The sequence below is a fragment of the Alloalcanivorax marinus genome, from assembly GCF_016785095.1.
Classification (GTDB): domain Bacteria; phylum Pseudomonadota; class Gammaproteobacteria; order Pseudomonadales; family Alcanivoracaceae; genus Alloalcanivorax; species Alloalcanivorax marinus_A.
The window spans coordinates 278,680-295,656 of sequence record NZ_JAEKJB010000008.1 but is presented as its reverse complement, the minus strand read 5'-3'; the positions used below and the strand labels follow the sequence as shown (position 1 = coordinate 295,656).

General features: G+C 65.6%; 16 protein-coding genes. 4 read left to right on the top strand and 12 right to left on the bottom strand.

Annotated elements, in window-relative coordinates:
* Positions 1-191: 191 nt before the first annotated feature.
* Positions 192-734: a DUF6624 domain-containing protein gene (locus JF515_RS08385; protein ID WP_203103066.1), complete on the top strand. Its 543-nt coding sequence runs from the start codon at positions 192-194 to the stop codon at positions 732-734.
* The gene (locus JF515_RS08380; protein ID WP_203103064.1) at positions 731-1,426 is read left to right on the top strand and encodes a DUF3592 domain-containing protein; all 696 of its coding nucleotides are present in this window, start codon (positions 731-733) and stop codon (positions 1,424-1,426) included. Before JF515_RS08385 ends, JF515_RS08380 begins: the two co-directional genes overlap by 4 nt.
* Before the next feature lie 118 nt (positions 1,427-1,544).
* Here the strand turns inward: JF515_RS08380 and oadA are convergent, their stop codons facing one another.
* Together oadA and JF515_RS08370 are read right to left on the bottom strand one after the other, a co-directional pair.
* The gene (oadA, locus tag JF515_RS08375; protein ID WP_203103062.1) at positions 1,545-3,365 is read right to left on the bottom strand and encodes a sodium-extruding oxaloacetate decarboxylase subunit alpha; all 1,821 of its coding nucleotides are present in this window, start codon (positions 3,363-3,365) and stop codon (positions 1,545-1,547) included.
* A gap of 17 nt (positions 3,366-3,382) precedes the next feature.
* Positions 3,383-4,801 carry an acetyl-CoA carboxylase biotin carboxylase subunit gene (locus tag JF515_RS08370; protein ID WP_203103060.1) on the bottom strand — a complete coding sequence of 473 codons (1,419 nt, stop codon included), beginning with the start codon at positions 4,799-4,801 and terminating at the stop codon, positions 3,383-3,385.
* Between the two features lie 139 nt (positions 4,802-4,940).
* Between JF515_RS08370 and JF515_RS08365 the strand changes: the two genes are divergently transcribed.
* On the top strand, positions 4,941-5,864 hold the full coding sequence (locus JF515_RS08365; protein WP_203103058.1) for a LysR family transcriptional regulator: 924 nt from the start codon (positions 4,941-4,943) through the stop codon (positions 5,862-5,864).
* Here the strand turns inward: JF515_RS08365 and JF515_RS08360 are convergent.
* The 6 genes from JF515_RS08360 to JF515_RS08335 all read right to left on the bottom strand — a co-directional run bounded on the left by JF515_RS08360 (position 5,836) and on the right by JF515_RS08335 (position 12,150).
* Positions 5,836-6,882: an AbrB family transcriptional regulator gene (locus tag JF515_RS08360; protein ID WP_425305603.1), complete on the bottom strand. Its 1,047-nt coding sequence runs from the start codon at positions 6,880-6,882 to the stop codon at positions 5,836-5,838. The two genes, JF515_RS08365 and JF515_RS08360, sit on opposite strands and share 29 nt — an antisense overlap.
* 43 nt (positions 6,883-6,925) lie before the next feature.
* Positions 6,926-8,011 carry a TauD/TfdA family dioxygenase gene (locus JF515_RS08355; RefSeq protein ID WP_203103056.1) on the bottom strand — a complete coding sequence of 362 codons (1,086 nt, stop codon included), beginning with the start codon at positions 8,009-8,011 and terminating at the stop codon, positions 6,926-6,928.
* 25 nt (positions 8,012-8,036) lie between these two features.
* Positions 8,037-9,548 (bottom strand): tripartite tricarboxylate transporter permease, encoded by a 1,512-nt coding sequence (locus JF515_RS08350; protein ID WP_203103047.1) that lies wholly within the window; start codon positions 9,546-9,548, stop codon positions 8,037-8,039.
* 18 nt (positions 9,549-9,566) lie between these two features.
* Positions 9,567-10,040, bottom strand: a complete 474-nt coding sequence (locus JF515_RS08345) for a tripartite tricarboxylate transporter TctB family protein (protein ID WP_203103037.1) — start codon at positions 10,038-10,040, stop codon at positions 9,567-9,569.
* A gap of 64 nt (positions 10,041-10,104) precedes the next feature.
* Positions 10,105-11,076 carry a tripartite tricarboxylate transporter substrate binding protein gene (locus JF515_RS08340; RefSeq protein ID WP_203103035.1) on the bottom strand — a complete coding sequence of 324 codons (972 nt, stop codon included), beginning with the start codon at positions 11,074-11,076 and terminating at the stop codon, positions 10,105-10,107.
* Between the two features lie 27 nt (positions 11,077-11,103).
* A complete protein-coding gene (locus JF515_RS08335; RefSeq protein ID WP_203103033.1) occupies positions 11,104-12,150 on the bottom strand; it encodes a porin in 1,047 nt (348 codons plus the stop codon).
* A 286-nt stretch (positions 12,151-12,436) separates the two neighbouring features.
* Here JF515_RS08335 and JF515_RS08330 point away from each other — a divergent pair, with 286 nt between their 5' ends.
* Positions 12,437-13,312 (top strand): LysR family transcriptional regulator, encoded by an 876-nt coding sequence (locus JF515_RS08330; RefSeq protein WP_203103030.1) that lies wholly within the window; start codon positions 12,437-12,439, stop codon positions 13,310-13,312.
* An 81-nt stretch (positions 13,313-13,393) separates the two neighbouring features.
* Here the strand turns inward: JF515_RS08330 and JF515_RS08325 are convergent, their stop codons facing one another.
* From JF515_RS08325 to JF515_RS08310, 4 genes are read right to left on the bottom strand one after another with little or no spacing between them, the layout of a single operon-like run.
* Positions 13,394-14,227, bottom strand: coding sequence for an ABC transporter ATP-binding protein (locus JF515_RS08325; RefSeq protein ID WP_238400941.1), 834 nt, complete (start codon positions 14,225-14,227; stop codon positions 13,394-13,396).
* Entirely contained in the window at positions 14,224-15,009 is a 786-nt protein-coding gene (locus tag JF515_RS08320; protein WP_203103028.1) for an ABC transporter ATP-binding protein, read from the bottom strand. Before JF515_RS08320 ends, JF515_RS08325 begins: the two co-directional genes overlap by 4 nt.
* The gene (locus tag JF515_RS08315; RefSeq protein ID WP_203103026.1) at positions 15,006-16,016 is read right to left on the bottom strand and encodes a branched-chain amino acid ABC transporter permease; all 1,011 of its coding nucleotides are present in this window, start codon (positions 16,014-16,016) and stop codon (positions 15,006-15,008) included. Before JF515_RS08315 ends, JF515_RS08320 begins: the two co-directional genes overlap by 4 nt.
* Positions 16,016-16,891, bottom strand: coding sequence for a branched-chain amino acid ABC transporter permease (locus tag JF515_RS08310; protein WP_161384917.1), 876 nt, complete (start codon positions 16,889-16,891; stop codon positions 16,016-16,018). Before JF515_RS08310 ends, JF515_RS08315 begins: the two co-directional genes overlap by 1 nt.
* Positions 16,892-16,977 lie beyond the last annotated feature (86 nt).

The following is a 16,977-nucleotide window of genomic DNA, read 5'->3' as shown; positions in this document are numbered from 1 at the left end:
GCTCCCATGGATTCGAATTAAAGGTCAGCCCGCGAGGCTAGACAGCGGGGATGACAGGGCGGTGGCAGTTTCGTGTCGGCGTTGTTTTCGTATCGGTGTTGTCTTGATCGCCGACGGCGCCCTGATTCCAATTGGTGAAGCTGGTAAAGTGCCGCCCTCCACAGGCAGGACCAACACTCACGAGGACGACCATGAACCAGGAACTCGCCGATCGACTCACGGCCATGGCCGAGGACGACAAACGCACCCTGGCGGCGCTCACCGAGCGCGGTGAACTGCCCGCGCCGGACTACCACCCGGAGATGCGCGCCGTTCATGAACGCAACGCCGAGGCTCTGGAACGGATTCTCGATGAGCACGGCTGGCCCGGCGTGACCCTGGCGGGGGAGGCAGGTGGCGAGGCGGCCTGGCTGATCGCTCAGCACGCCATGTCACGGCTGGACCTGATGGCGCGTTGCGCCACGGCGGTGGAAGAGGCCGCCTCGGTGGGCGACGCTCCGGGCTGGCAGTCCGCCTATCTGCGCGACCGTCTGTGCGTGCTCAACGGCGAGCCGCAGCGCTACGGCACCCAGTTCGACATGGACGAGGAGGGCTGGCCGGTACCGTGCCCGATCGCCGACCCGGCCATGGTCAACCTGCGTCGCTGGGCCCTGGGTCTGGACAGCCTGGAAGACCGGGTGGAAAAACTCCGCGAGCGGGAACGCGAGCGCCGTGCACGAGGCACTGAATCATGAAAGTCACTACCGTGGCCGGTGGCGGCCTGCTGCTTTTTGGTGTCCTGACCCTGGCGGGCAGCGGTGCGTCGGCGGTGAGTACTTCCCGTTTTCTGGAGACGGCGGTGACCACCTCCGGCGTGGTTACCGACCTGGTGCCCAAGCGGGACAGTGACGGAGACGTCCTGTACAGCCCGAAGGTGCATTTCCGCGACCGTGACGGTCGCAGCGTGGTGTTCGTGCCCAATATGAGCAGCCGCCCACCGGCTTACTCGGTGGGCGAGGGTGTGGAAGTGCTGTACGCGCCCGGCGACAGCGGTGACGCCCGGATCAGGAGTTTCTTTTCCCTGTGGGGCTTATCGCTGATCGCCGGGGTGGTGGGCCTCATTCTGACCGTGGTGGGAACCGGCTTGCTGCTGTGGCCCAGATGGAAAGCGCGCAAGGTGGCCTGGCTGCGCAAGAATGGCCAGAAGGTGGCCGCCGAGCCGGTGGAGGTGGTGTTGGACCACTCACTGCAAGTGAATGGCCGCCACCCCTACCGGATCGTATGCCAGTGGAGCGATCCGGTGAGTGGCGAGACCCATGTGTTTCGCAGCGACGCGCTCTGGGCCGACCCGAGCCCGGCCCTCGGCAGTCAGCCGCTGACCGTCTGGGTGGCGCCGGACAATCCGCGCCGTTACCACGTGGATCTCGCGTTCCTGGAAGCGCGATAGAACGCGCCTACTTTTTTGGTGGGATAAAAAAACGCCGCGACGGTTAAGGCGAACGTCGCGGCGGTGAAAACGGCGCCCGGGGCGGGCGCCGGTGGAGTCGAACCCCGTAAGGGAAAAATCAGCGCACTTCGATCAATACTTCCCCCGGCGTCACTCGGTCGCCCTTGGCGACGAAGATGCCCTGCACGGTGCCGCCGCTGGGGGCCTGTACCTCGGATTCCATTTTCATTGCTTCGATCACCAGCACCGGTTGGCCGGCTTTCACTTCGTCGCCTTCCGCCACCAGCACATCGACGATGTTGCCGGGCATGTTGGTGGTCACGTCGCCGGGGCCGCCGGCCTGCTTGCGGCCGCCTTCCCCGTCGCCTTTCTGGTAGGCGTTGAGCGGCTCGAAGATCACTTCCTCGGGCATGCCGTCCAGGGTCAGGAAGAAGCGGCGCTTGTCGCTGCCCTTCAGGCCCACCCCGGTGATCGCCACCTGATAGGTTTCGCCGTGTACGTCGATCATGAACTCGGTGGGCTGGCCGGCCACTTCGGCGGCGGCCTGGCCGCTGTCCGGCGGCAGCAGCGGCTCGGGCTTGAGGGTGCCGGCGGCGCGTTCTTCCAGGAAGGCACGGCCGATGTCCGGGAACATGGCGAAGGTGAGCACGTCCTCTTCGTTGCCGGCCAGCTCGCCGATGTCCCGGCGCAGCTTGTCCAGTTCCCGGGGCAGCAGGTCCGCCGGGCGCTGGTCGATGACCTCCTCGTTGCCCACGGCGCGCCGTTGCAGGGTGGTGTCCACCGGCGCCGGCGCGGCGCCGTAGTGGCCCAGCAAATAACGCTTCACTTCGTTGGTGATGGTCTTGTAGCGCTCGCCGGCGAGCACGTTCATCACCGCCTGGGTGCCGACGATCTGCGAGGTGGGCGTGACCAGCGGCGGGTATCCCAGGTCCTTGCGCACCCGGGGGATTTCCGCGAACACCTGGTCGATCTTGTCCAGGGCGCCCTGTTCCTTAAGCTGGTTGGCCAGGTTGGACATCATGCCGCCGGGCACCTGGTTGACCTGCACGCCGATGTCCTCGCGGGTATAGTCGCTTTCAAACTGATGGTACTTCTTGCGCACCTCGCGGAAGTAGTCGGCGATGGGCTGCAGCTTTTCCAGATCGAGCCCGGTGTCGTAAGGCGTGCCTTTCAGGGCCGCCACCATGGACTCAGTGGCCGGATGGCTGGTGCCGCCGGCGAACGGCGACATGGCCGTATCGATATGGTCCACGCCATTCTCGATGGCTTTCAGTTGGCACATCGGGGCCAGCCCGGAGGTGTTGTGAGAATGCAGGAACAGGGGCAGGTCCACCGCGTCCTTGAGGGCGGCCACCAGCTCGCCGGTGGCATAAGGTGTGAGCAGGCCGGCCATGTCCTTGATGGCGATGGAATCACTGCCCATGTCGGCGAGGCGCCGAGCCAGAGCCACGAACCGCTCCGGGGTGTGCACCGGGCCGGTGGTGTAGCAGAGCGTGCCCTGGGCGTGCTTGCCGTTGGCCTTCACCGCGCGCAGGGCGGTTTCCAGGTTGCGCGGGTCGTTCATGGCGTCGAACACCCGGAATACGTCGATGCCGTTGGCGGCGGCGCGTTCCACGAAGGCGTCCACCACGTCGTCGCCGTAGTGGCGGTAGCCGAGCAGGTTCTGGCCGCGCAGCAGCATTTGCAGGCGGCTGTTGGGCAGCGCCTGGCGCAGTTGCCGCAGCCGCTCCCAGGGATCTTCCTTGAGAAACCGCACGCAGGCGTCGAAGGTGGCGCCGCCCCAGACTTCCAGGGACCAGAAGCCCGCCGTGTCCAGTTGTTCGCAGATCGGCAGCATGTCCTCGGTGCGCATACGCGTGGCGATCAGCGATTGGTGGCCGTCGCGCAGCACCACGTCGGTGACTTCGATTTTCTTGCTTTTTGTGGCGTTCGTATTCATGGCGGGATCTCCTGCGCTTAAAGCCCGGTGTGAGCGGCAATCGCCGCGGCGATGGCCAGCGCGATCTCTTCGGGATTGGATTTTTCCGAGTAACTCAGCAGTTCCGGATGGGCGTCCACGTAGCCGGTGTCGAACTGGCCGCTACGGAAACCGGGATCGTCGAGAATTTTCAGGTAATAGGGCGCGGTGGTTTTCACTCCCTGCAGGCGCATGTCGTGGATGGCGCGCTTGGCGCGATCCAGGGCGCCTTCCCAACTCAGATTCCAGGCGATCAGTTTCAGGCACATGGAATCGAAGTAGGGTGGGATGGTGTAGCCGGTGTAGATGGCGGTATCCACCCGCACGCCCGGGCCACCCGGCGCGTAGTAGCGGCTGATGCGGCCGAAGCTGGGCAGGAAGTTGTTCTTCGGGTCCTCGGCATTGATGCGGAACTGCAGCGCGAAGCCTTGGTGGCGGATGTCGCTCTGTTGGTGGGCCAGGGGTTCTCCAGCGGCCACGCGGATCTGTTCGCGCACGATGTCCACGCCGGTGATCTGCTCGGTGATGGTGTGTTCCACCTGCACCCGGGTGTTCATCTCCATGAAGTACACCTGGTTGCCGGTGAACAGGAACTCCACGGTACCGGCGTTGGTGTAGCCCACCGCCTCGGCGGCGCGTACCGCCAGGTCGCCTACGTAGGTGCGTTGCTCCGGGGTGAGCTGGGGCGACGGAGCGATCTCGATCAGCTTTTGATTGCGGCGTTGGATCGAGCAGTCCCGTTCGAACAGATGAATGGTGTTGCCGTGATGGTCGGCGAGGATCTGCACCTCGATATGTCGCGGGTCGACGATGCACTTTTCCAGGAACACGTCGGCGCTGCCGAACGCCTTGGTGGCTTCCGAGACCACCCGTTCGTAGTTGCGCGCCAGCTCGTCCTCGTTGTCACAGCGGCGGATGCCACGACCGCCGCCGCCGGAGGTGGCCTTGAGCATCACCGGGTAGCCCACCCGGCGCGCTTCGCGGCGGGCCTCGTCCAGGTCCGCCAGGTTGTTTTCCGAGCCCGGCGTCACCGGCACGCCGGCTTCGATCATCGCCTGGCGGGCGCGGGTTTTGTCGCCCATGCGGCGGATCACCTCCGCCCGCGGGCCGATGAAGGTAATGCCGCGCTGGGCGCAGATGTCCGCCAGTTCGGCGTTCTCGGAGAGGAAGCCGTAGCCCGGGTGCAGGGCATCGCAGCCGGTCTGCACCGCCACGTTGACGATATGGTGTGGGTTCAGATAGCCCGCCAGCGGGTCGTCGCCCAGGCTGTAGGCCTCGTCGGCGCGTTTCACGTGCAGCGCGTAGCGGTCCGGTTCGGTGTAAACCGCCACCGAACGAATGCCCAGCTCCGCGCAAGCGCGGACGATGCGCACCGCGATCTCACCACGGTTGGCGATGAGGATTTTTGTTATGGCCATGCGTGTACTCCCGATCAGCCCAAGGGCCGCTTAATGTTCCGCAAGGTACCGGGAACATGGCGGCCAAAAGAAATTGATATTACTATCATCAGGCATAACCAATTCATTATGTGTGAGCGCTCGCTCTCTTGGGAAAGCAATGAGTACGGCCTATCTGAATCGTCTGACCCTGCGCCAGGTGCGTATCTTCCTCACCGTCTGTCAGCAGGAAAGCTACTCCCGGGCCGCCGAGGAACTGGCTCTCACCCAGCCGGCGGTGAGCGCCCAGGTGCGCAATCTGGAGGAGTTGATCGGCGAGCCACTGTTCGATTACGTAGGCAAACGGCTTTCCCTGACCCCGGCGGGACGGGCCATGCGCCGCGCCGGCCAGGATCTGATGCGCCGCCTGGTACGGGTGGAAATGGAGCTGGCGGAACTGCGCGGGGTGATGCAGGGCACCCTGACCCTGGCGGTGGAAAGCAGCGCTCAGTACTTCATGCCCGAGCGGCTGGCGGCCTTCTGCCGGCGTCACCCGGAAGTGGAAGTGCGAATGCGCGTGCTCAACCACGGCGAGGCCCTGAAGAGCCTGCGCGAGGACCGCTACGACCTGACCATCATGGGCCAGGTGCCGGACGACCGGCGGCTGCGCTTCGTGCCCTTCCGCCAGAACGATCTGGTGGCGGTGGCCGGTCCGGGGCATCCGCTGCGGGACACCGAAGCGGTGCCGCTGACCCGTTTCCTGGAATTCCCCCTGCTCAGCCGGGAGCCCGGCTCCGGCACCCGGCTGGTGTTCGAGGAGTTGTGCCAGAGCCGTGGGCTGCGCCCCGGCCGCCGGCAGCAACTGGGCTCCCAGGAGGCGGTCAAGGCCGGGGTGATCGCCGGCCTGGGGCTGGCGGTGCTGCCCCGGGACGCCTGCCGGGAGGAACTGGCGGCCGGGCGTTTGGTGACCCTGGACGTGGACGGACTGCCCCTGAAGCGCTCCTGGTGCGTGGTGCACCCCCGTGCCCGCCACCTGACGCCGGTGGCCGACGCCTTCCTCCAGGCCCTCACTGCTCCTATGGGGCGGGCGGTTGGCGGCGGGTGAGGTACTTCGCCCACAGCGGTGCCACCAGCATAAGCGCCACGATGCGCAGTAAGTGATGGAAGGCCACGAACATGGGGTCCAGGTTCAAGGCCACCGCCAGGATCGCCAGCTCGCCGATGCCGCCCGGGGCCATGGCCATCAGCGCCACGTCCCGGGGTACCTCGATGGCTTGATGCACGAGCTCCGCGAACAGCGCCAGAATCAGCAGGGAGAGCAGCGTCGCCACGAACGACTCCAACAGGTGGCGGCGCAGCAGCGACAGGGATAACCCGCGGAACCGGGAGCCGATGGCGCAGCCCAGCACCAACAGCATCAGGTTCATGCCCCAGTCCGGCATCCGCAGGGAGGCGACTCCAAAGCCGGACAACAGGCCGGATACCACCAGGGGCAGCATCAAGGCGGCGGTGGGGATGCGCAGCCGGTTACCGAGCGGAATCAGCAGCGGCAGCATGGCTATCAGCCAGAGGTTCTCGAAATGCGGCGCGGCGTTGTCGCCCCGGCCTCCGTCCACGCCTTCGTAGAGCCAGAACAGCGGTGGCAGGATCAGCAGCACCAGAATAATGCGCAGGGACTGAGAAATCGCCACCCGGCGCGGATCGCCGCCGCTGGCTTCGCCCATCATGATCATCGCGGTCATCGCGCCCGGCGCCGCCGAGAACCAGGCGGTAACCGGGTCGAAACCGCAACGCCGGAACCAGGCGGCGACGACACTGGTGGACGCCGCCACCCCGGCCAGCAGCAAGGCGCCGGAGATCGGCCAATCCACCAGCCGGGCAACCAGCTCCGGTGTCATCCGGCTGCCCAGGACCAGCCCCAGCACGCCAAGGAAAGCCAGCCGCAGATTCTCCGGCACCGCCACCCGGGCCCCGCCGATGGAAGCCGCCAGGTTGGCCACCAGGGGGCCGAGCATCCAGGCCAGGGGCAGACCGATATGGGCGGCCAGTACGCCGCCGACGGTGCCCACCATCAGTGAGCGTAGCAAAGGTGGGCCCCAGCGATCCGTCATCCCCGGGGCCATGGCGTTGCGCTCCCGGTGGACGGCGGCGTCGATGCGAACGGCATCATGAAAACACGTTGCGCATGCCATGGTAGCCGGCCTGACGACGCTCATAGTCAAGGAACGTCTCGGTGATGTGCTTGCCCCGATTGCCGCCGCGCACGGAGCCTGGGCGGGTGTCCTTGAAGGCGGCCACCCAGTCGTCCGGCAGCGGCTGGGAATTGGGGAGCGTCATCCACAGGCGCAGCATGTGCCGTTTTTTTTCTTCCTCCTCGAAGTCCTCGAAATCGGTTCGCGAATGTACCACGGTGTAATTGTTGAGAAGCTGCATGTCGCCCTTCTCGATGTTCATGGAAAAGCAGAAGCGCGGGTCCGGCAGCAGGGTGTCGAGAAGATCCAGCACCTCCACCTGTTGGTCGGTGAGCCGGGGCACCTGCTCGAAGTATTCCTGGGCGGCGGTGATGTTCTTTCGGTTGGTGCGGAACGCGGGGAAGCCGTCCTTTTCCCCGTACAGAGGGCAGGGGTAGACCGGAGGCTCGTCGTCGGCGCCGGCGCCTTGCAGGCTGAAATAAAAGGGCGTGCGCAGGGCGTCTTCCAGGTCCGGGCGGGTCCGGCGGATCTCGTCGATCACCGCCAGGGAACTGGTGATCAGGCTGGTGCCGCCGGCCTTGGCCGGGTGCAGGCACAGCAGCGACACCACGTCGCAGAAATCCACGTGGAAATCCAGGCCGGCGTTGGTGTTGTAACCGCGCCCGCCGTTGACCTTGTAGCTGCCGCTGGCGTCTTTCACCGAGGTCATGATGTCGCTGGCCCGGTTCTGTGTCCGGCACACGCCGATGTGCAGCCCCAGGCCCCAGTAGATCCGCCGGGCCTCCTCCACCGACCAGCGTTCCACGGGCATGCCGCGAATCAGGCAGAAGCCCCAGTCGCGCTGGGTGCTGTCGAAGGCATTCTTGAAGAAAGCGCGGGCGTGTTCGCGGAGGGGGAAATCGTCCGGTGTCCAGTCGAGCATTGCTTTGCCCGTTTCATCGGCGTGCTGGAGGGCGCGATCGAGATCGTCGCCCAGGGTCGGGTCGAGCGGTCGAATCCAGCTCCGGTCGTTGCGGACGTCGTCGGCCAGCCATGGGCGGCACTGGGTTTTCCGGTTCATGGAGTTCTCCTTTTACATCGGTCGGTCAATGGGCCGCGGCCCGCCGAAGGCGGGCGCGGGTGAATCGGGTCAGGGGCTTAAGCAATGAAAAGGCGATCACCGAAACCGTGAACAACGCCAGCCCGACGGACAGCGGGGAAGGGAATAGCGCGGTCCAGGGATCGACGCTCAGCATGAAGGCGAGTCGCAGGTTCTCCTCGGCCATGGGGCCGAGCAGGACGCCGAGAACAATGGGCGCCAGCGGCACCTGGAAGTGGGACAGCACCATGCCAATGGCGCCGAACACCAGCAGCAGTTGGATGTCGAACAGGCTGTTGTTGACCGCGTAAACACCGACCATGCTCAGGGAAAGCACGATCGGGATCAGCAGAGCCGGCGGAATGTCGAGCACCCGCACGAATAACCGTGAGCCGAGCAGCCCCAGGGGAATCAGCAGCGCGGCGGTGATCACCATCTGCAGCATGAAGCCGTACACTTCGTTGGGGTTGCTCTGAAACAGTTCCGGTCCGGGTTGCAGGCCGTGCACCAGCAGGCCGCCGAGAATCACCGCCGACACCGAGCTGCCCGGCACGCCCAGGGTCAGGGCGGGCACCAGGGCGGCGCCATTGTCCGCGTTGTTGCCACACTCGGCGGCGGCCACGCCTTCCTCGGCGCCGTAGCCGAACCGTGCCGGGTCGCGGGCGGAGCGCTTGCTTTCGTTATAGCTGAGAAAAGACGCCATGTTGCCGCCGACCCCGGGCAGCAATCCCACGAACACACCGATCAACGACGATTTCAGCCAGGTGGGCAGCAGCTGGGGCAGATAGGGACGAAGCCGGCCATCGCCGGCGTCCTCCGCCCGGTCCGTTTCCCGCCCGCCGGGGAGGGCACCCGCGGCAAGCTTCAGGGTGGGCGGAATACCGAACAGCCCGATCAGCACCACCACGATATTGACGCCGTTCACCAGCTCCACGAAGCCGAAAGTGAAGCGTTCCTGGCCGCCGATGGTGTCGATGCCGATCAGACCGATGAGCAAGCCGAAGCCGGCGGCGAAAACGCCCTTGGCGATGCTTTTGCCCAGCAACAGGGAGAGGCTGGAAAGCCCGAACAGGGCCACCCAGAAATAGTCCGAGGGCCCGAACAACAGGGTTACCCGGGCAAGCGGTGGTGCCAGCAACAACAGCACGAGCCCGCTGATCAGCCCGCCGATGGCGGAGGAAAACACCGCCACGCGCAGCGCCAGCTTGCCCCGGCCTTGCTCCGCCATGGGCCGGCCATCGAAGATGGTGGCCACGGAAGCCGGTGTGCCCGGCACGCCCAGCAGAATGGAGGGAATCGCGCCGCCATACATGGCGCCGTTGTAGATGCCCGCCATCAGCCCGAGCCCGACCAGGGGATCGAGGCCGAAGCTCAGCGGGATCAGCACGGCGATGCCCATGGTGGCGCTGAGACCGGGCAGGGCGCCGATGCAGATGCCCAGCAGGGTGCCGCCCAGCATGGCGATGAGGTTAGCCGGTTCCAGGATCACCAGGAACGCGGAGAGAATGGAGTCAAACATAGGGAAACCGGTTGCTGATTACGAAAACGGAACGCCCGAGGGAAGCTGCCTGCCGAAGCCCTCGATGAAGACCAGGTACACCAGCGCCTCGAATGTCAGGGCGGTAAAGGCGATCACCCGCCAGTGCCGGAAATCCAGAACCAAAGGCACGATGATGAGCAGCAGGGTGGTCGCCGGGAAGTAGCCGACCCAGGGCGTCAGCACACAGGTCAGAAGGAAAGCCAGGCCGGCGCCGGCGCCGCGTTTGAGGGCGCCGCCTTCGGGGAACGGGGGGCGCGCGGGGCGGTGGCGCAGCAGCTTGAGCGCGCAGACGCAGAGCATGGACATGCCGGCCAGTGCCATGACGGCGCACACCGCCAGAGGAAACCAGCGACCGGCGCCGGAGAGGCGAAGCGCGCTGAACGACGGAACGGAGGTACCGGCCAGGACCAGAACGGCGAACACCAGATCGTGCCAGGGGGCGGTATCCGCTGCATCGGGGTGACGGCTCATGAGGACTCCCTTTACGTTGGTGAATGGGGACCGGCCCTATCCGTCGGGCCGGTCGTGGCACCTGTTACTGGTCCACCCAGGGTCGCTTTTCCCACAGGGCGGTCATTTCCTGGTACAGGGTGTCGGCGAGACGCTGCTGCTCGGGACCGGACATATAGCGCAGCAGATACAGCCGCTTGCGTGCCGCTTCGCGGAATTCCGGGTTGGCGACCGCGCGCGCCAGCGCATCGTGCAGCCTGGCCTCCACCTCCGTGTCCAGGCCGGCCGGCGCGATCATGCCGCGATAGGAGCCGCCCACCACGTCGTAGCCCAGCTCCCTGGCGGTGGGCACCTCGGGCAGCAGATCGCTGCGCTGCTCCGCCATCACCGCGAGCACCCGGATACCACCGGATTTCACGTTGCCGGCGGCTTCCGCCAGGCCCATGGAACTGGCCGAGATGTGGCCACCCATCAGCGCCGCCCGGCTTCGGGAGCCGCCGTTGAAGGGAATGCTGGTGGCTTCCACGCCGGCCGCCAGCAGGAAGCGTTCGAAGGTAGTGTGCTGGGCGCCGCCCCGGCCCGGGTTGCCGACCCGGGCCTCACCGGGATGAGCGCGGGCGTTCTCCACCCATTGATCCAGGCTGTCGAACTCGCTGTCGGCGTTCACCAGGATGGCGGTGGGGTCGAGGATGATGTTGCCCAGGAAGGTGAAGTCCTTGAGGGCGTAGTCCGGCTCCCGCTCGATCAGTGGATTGATGATGCCCGGCATATTGGACATGGCCAGGGTGTAGCCGTCCGGTTTGGCGTGGGCGATTTCGGTGAAGCTGATCTCGCCGCTGCCGCCGGGCCGGTTGACCACGTTGATGGTGATGTCGCCGCCCAGCTCGTCTTCGAGATAGGGAGTGAGCGTGCGCGCCAGTACATCGGTGCTGCCGCCGGCGGAGTAGCCGACGATCAGATCGATATCGCGGTTCGGGTAGTCGGCGCTGGCGGTCTGCGCGGAGAGGAACAGTATTCCGGCGGTGATCGCGGCGATGGCGGGGTGGTTAGAGAACATGGCGGGTCTCCTTTGTTGTGAGTATTTCTAGAATTTGATGCGGCTGCCGGTGACCACCATGGCCATGTCGTCGTAGCTGGCATGGCGGCGGTCCAGCTCGAAACGGCGCACCGCGCCGAACACCTCCAGCCAGTCCAACGGCTTGTAGACATAGTTGGCGCCCACATAGGTGGCGCGGTCACCGCGCCGGTCCAGGTCATCGGTGATGCCGTAATCCACGGATGAAGCGTGTTTGCCGGCACGGTAGCCGAGCCGGAAGGTGGTGTTGGTGGCGGAACGGGAAGCGTCGGTGTCGAGGCGCGAATACGAAATCGCGCCATTGAGACCGTTGTCGAGCAGTACCGAGGCGGAGCCGCCCAGGGTTTCGTTGTCGTCGGCGCCGGGGACCTTTTCGCTGGAATAACCGACGCCCACCGAGACCTTGGCGAAATCCGCCCGGGCGCTGTACAGCGCGGAGGCTTCATAGACCATGTCGTCCTTGCGACCGACGCTGGCGCGCAGCGTCAACGGGCCCGGCCCGGCACTGTGATAGGCGATACGGTCGTAGCGACTTTCGAAGTCGAAGTTGGCCATCACGTCGCTCAGCGTCGGGCCGGCGTTACCCTGTTCGAAAAACGTGAAGCTTCCGCCCATCAGGTGGGCGTGGCCGAGCAGCGACACCATGTTGGTGCCGGACAGATCCACGTGGGTCAGGCCGTTGGCGGCGCCATCGCCCTGGCCCAGATAGACGGCGCCAAAGCCGCCGCTTATGAACAGCTCCGCGCGGCGCTCCTTGAGCTCGGCGGAAACGCTGGGCCGGGTGCGGGAGATCGACGACGAGGGGTTGGATTCATAGCCCATCTCGAACCGTGCGCCGGCCCGCAGGCCATCGTGGATGCGGTCGCTGGCCACGATCCGGAAGCGACTGGCGCTGTTCTTGTTATCGACAAAGTACGTCTCGGCCCCTTCTCCATCATCCAGCGCCAGGATCGCGCGGTTGATGTGGCCGGAAACCGTTACCTCGGGAGACGCCTGAACCCCGGTGCACAGAAACAGTGGCACCAGAACGCAGGCCGGATGGATTTTTGTTTTCATCACTTGGCCTTTTCCTGTCATTAAATGCGATGACGATTCCCGGATTTTTCGAAAAATTGTTTGATGGATAATTTTTGGAAGATTGCCGGGAGCGACGGAAAAGGTAGGAAAAATACGGTGCCGGGAACAAACGAAATAAATTCGTTATGGAATAAACATTTTCTTATGTGTTTTTTGTTGCGGGTTAAACATTTAAATTGCGCCGCCGTCGCGATGGATTAAGTTGATGGGTTCCATGCCGCGCCCGGGGCGGTTCTTTCCCGGGCCTTAGTGCGGAGCTGAACCCATGAAGATCGATTTTTTCATCACGCTTCAGAAAGCCATCGATACCGGCAGCTTCGCGATGGCGGCGAAGGCGGTGCATGTCACGCCCAGCGCGGTCAGCATGCAAATGAAATCCCTGGAGCGCTATTTCGGGAAGGCGCTGTTTCATCGCTCCGGGCAGCACGTACGCCCGACCCGGTTCGCCCTGGAGTTGAGCGACCGGATCCGGCCGACGGTGGACTGCCTTCTTGAAATGAAAGGCGGCGACCGGGATGCACTGGGCGGCTGCGTGGCGCTGGGCGTGGTGAGGATGATGCAGCCGTCGGTGCTGCCGACGCTGTACCGGACCCTGCGCGACCGGGGGCATGACATCCTGATCCGCTGCGTGCCCGGGCGCTCCCGGGATCTGATCGAGGCGGTCAAGACCGGCGAGATCGGCGCGGCGGTGGTGGCGGAGCCGGACGGCGCCCGCCGCAAACAACTCAGCTGGCGGTTGATCCGTGAGGAACCCTTCTACCTGATGACCCCCTGCGGGGTGCGCTACGGCGGCAACAGGGCGCGGCTCCGGGAACTGGACTGGGTCGGTTATGACCGGGACACGGTGCTTGGCCGGCTGTCCCGGAAGATCGCCGGTGATTATTTCCAGGCGGCGGCGCCGACCCTGGAACTGCAGTCTCCCCAGGCGATCTCCGCCATGGTGGCGGCGGGCTTCGGCGCCGCGGTGATGATCCTGCCCGGCGAGGATCCGCGGCGGCTGAAGGGGGTGGACGTGCACAGGCTGCCGGACACGGCGCCGGTGGTGCGCTTCTCCCTGCTGACCCGCAAGGCCGATCGGCGCGACCCGGTGCTCGATGAGGTAGCCCGCTGCATCCTGCCTTGTAGCCCGCCCCCGGCCTGACCGCGAAGCAAAAAAAAGCGCCGCGGCGGTGGCCCGCGCGGCGCCTGCTCGATAATCGGGGCGGGCTCAATGCCCGCCGGGTCAGCCGCCCAGGTAGGCGGCCTTCACACTCTCGTCGTTGAGCAGCGCCTCGCCGCTGCCGGTGGCGACGATGTCGCCGGTTTCCAGCACATAGCCGCGATCGGCGATGGCCAGGGCTTCCGAAGCGTTCTGCTCGACCACGAAGATGGTGATGCCTTCGCGTTTCAGTTCCGTGATGATGGCGAAGATCTCCTCGATGATCAGCGGCGCCAGGCCCATGCTCGGTTCGTCCAGTAGCAGCAGGCGCGGTTTCGCCATCAGTGCCCGGCCCATGGCCAGCATCTGCTGCTGGCCGCCGGACAGATTGCCGGCGTGCAGGCGGCGCTTTTCCTTGAGGATCGGGAAGCGCCGGTACATGGCTTCCAGGTCGTCGGCCACGCCCTTGTCGCGGCGGCGGCTGAAGGCGCCCAGCATCAGGTTGTCCTCCACGGACAGGCCAGCGAACACCTGGCGTCCTTCCGGCACCTGAACGATGCCGCGGTGAACCCGGTCGGCGGCCTTGCGCCGGTTCAGATCCTCGCCGTCGAAGGTGACGGTGCCGGCGGTGAGCGGTTGCAGGCCGGAGATCACCCTCAGCAGGGTGGACTTGCCGGCGCCGTTGGCGCCCACCAGGGCCACGGTCTCGCCGGGGTGGATGGCCACGTCCAGGCCGTGCAGGGCCTCGATGCGACCGTAGCCGGTGCGGATACCCTTCAGGTCCAGCAGGGGCGTGTCGCCCTCGGCGATGGGGCCGGCGCCGCCGTCGGCGCGTTCACCGGGGGTGGCGCCGTCGTCGAAGGCACGCGACCGTTGTTCACTCCGGGGCGCGGCGGGCGTGGAGAGGGTGGCGTTCATGCGGTGGCCTCCTCGCGGGGATTGCGGTTGCCCAGGTAGGCGTCGATCACGTCCGGGTTGGCGCGGATCTCCTCCGGGGTGCCCTCGGCCAGCTTGCGACCGTAGCAGAGCACCAGTACCTGGTCGGAAATGCTCATCACCAGTTTCATATCGTGTTCCACCAACACCACCGTGATACCCCGGTCGGCGATCCGGCGGATCACGTCGCGCAGGGCGTCGGTTTCGTTGCGGTTGAGTCCGGCGGCGGGTTCGTCGAGCAGCAGGATGTCCGGTGAGGACGCCAGGGCGCGGGCGATTTCCAGACGCTTGAGGGCGCCGTAGGGCATCGCCGAGGCGTGGTGCTGGACATACTGGCCGCAGCCGACGAACTCCATCAGCTCAGCGCATTCCTCGCGACACTGCTGATCCGCCCGGCGCAGGGCAGGCAGCTTGAACAGGGAAGTGAAGGTGCCCTGTTTGAGGTGCCGGTGGCGGCCCAGCATGACGTTTTCCAGGGCCGTCATATTCATGCAGATCTGCAGGTTCTGAAAGGTGCGGCACATGCCCAGCGGCGCCAGTTCGTGGGGCTGGTGGCCGGCCAGACTGCGGCCGTTCAGATGCACGCTGCCACTGCTGGGCTGGTAGAGCCCGGTGATCAGATTGAACAGGGTGGTCTTGCCGGCGCCGTTGGGGCCGATGATGGAATGGATGCGGCCTTTTTCCACCTGGAAGCTCAGGTCCTCCACGGCGTGCACGCCGCCGAATTCCTTGCCCAGCTGGTCCACGGAAAGCAATGCGGTCATGGGGCCTCCTTCTGGAAGCGGCGCGCCAGGGTCGGTACCAGGCCGCGCGGCATGAAGATCATTACCGCCATCAGAATGGCGCCGAACAGCACCATCTCCAGCTCCTGGAAACCGGTCAGGAACTGCGGAATCAGCAGCAGGATGGCGGCGCCCAGGATTACCCCGTAGGTGGACGCCATGCCGCCCAGCACGACGATGGTGATCAGCTCGATGGAGTGGGTGAACGAGGCGATGTTGGGAGTGATGAAGCCGCCATAGTAGCCGTACAGGCTGCCCGCCAGGCTGGCGTAGACGGCGGAGATCACGAACACCCGCAGCTTGAATTTGCCGGTGTCGACGCCGGCCACCTGGGCGGCGATCTCCGAGCCGTGCAGGGCGCGCAGGGCGCGGCCCAGGGGCGAGTCGATCAGGTTCAACGCGAACAGCACCGACAGAAACAGGAAGCCGGCGGCGATGCCGTACCACACCTGGGTGCCGGTGATGGTGAGGCCGAACAGATCATAGCTGCCGAACACGCTCAGCTCATGGCCGAATACGCTCAGTGGCGCCACCGGCAGGCCGTCCGGCCCGCCGGTGAGCTGGTCCTCGTTGTTGAGCACGATGGCGGCGATCACGCCCAGGCCCAGGGTCGCCATGGACAAGTAATGGCCCTTGAGGTGCAGGATCGGTTTGCCCACCAGCCAGGCCAGCACCGCGACCCCGGCGGCGGCCAGCAGCATGGCCGGCACCGGCGTGATCCCGTGGTTCTGCACCAGCAGGGCGCTGCCGTAGGCGCCGGCGGCGTAGAACGCCGCGTGGCCCAGACTGATCTGGCCGGCGTAGCCCACCAGCAGATTCAGGCCCACCGCCACGGCGGCGGTCAGGGCGATCTTGATCATCAGGTCGTAGTGGTAGTCGTTGCCGGCGAACAGCGGCAGCGCCAGCAACACCACGGCCAGGGCCAGCAGGCCCGGCCATTTGGCGGGCGCCCGGACCCGGGATGGACGGTGCGGAATCGCTTCGCTCATTACACTCGCTCCACGGCGCGGCTGCCCAGCAGGCCGTTGGGCAGGAAGAACAGGATGGCCAGAATGATCACGAACGGCACCGCGTCCTTGTAATCCGACGAGATGTAGCCGGCGGTGTAGGCTTCGGCCAGGCCCAGCAGCAGGCCACCGAGAATGGCGCCGGTACTGCTGCCCAGGCCACCGATGGCGGCGGCGATGAAGCCTTTCAGGCCGAGCATGATGCCGATGTCATAGGAGGTCAGGGTGATGGGCGCCACGATCACGCCGGCGGCGGCGCCGATCACCGCCGAGATGCCGAACGCCATCATCAGGATGGCGCTGGTCTTGATGCCCATCAGGCTGGCCGCGTCCTTGTTCATGGAGGTGGCCAACAGTGCCTTGCCCAGGGCGGTGCGGGTGAAGAACAGCCCCAGGGCGGTGACCAGTACCGCGGCGATGCCGAGAATCCACAAACTCTGGGTGAGCAGGGTGGCGCCGCCCAGGCTGATCGATTCGGTGGCGCTGAAATTCGGCAGGGCATGGTATTCCTTGCCCCAGAACACCTGCGCCAGCCCGCGCAGGAAGATGGAGGCGCCGATGGTGATGATGATCAGCGTCACTACGTCGGCGTTCTTGGCCGGCGCGATGGCCAGGCGGTGCAGCAGGATGCCGGCCACCCCGGCCATGGCGATGGCCAGGGGGATGGCGAAGTAGATCGGCACGCCGGCGTCCATCAGGACCACGGTGCCCATGCCGCCGATCATCAGGAATTCGCCCTGGGCGAAGTTGATCACGTGGCTGGCGTTGTAGATCAGGGTGAAACCCAGGGCCACCAACGCATAGATGGCGCCCAGGGTGATCCCCGAGAAGGTGAACTGGAAAAATTCGCTGAACATGATTCTGCCCGGGATGGTCGTGGGAGGAGGGCGGCGGGGGACGGGGCTGGGGCGGAGGATCGCGACTGAAGTCACTCCTACATCGT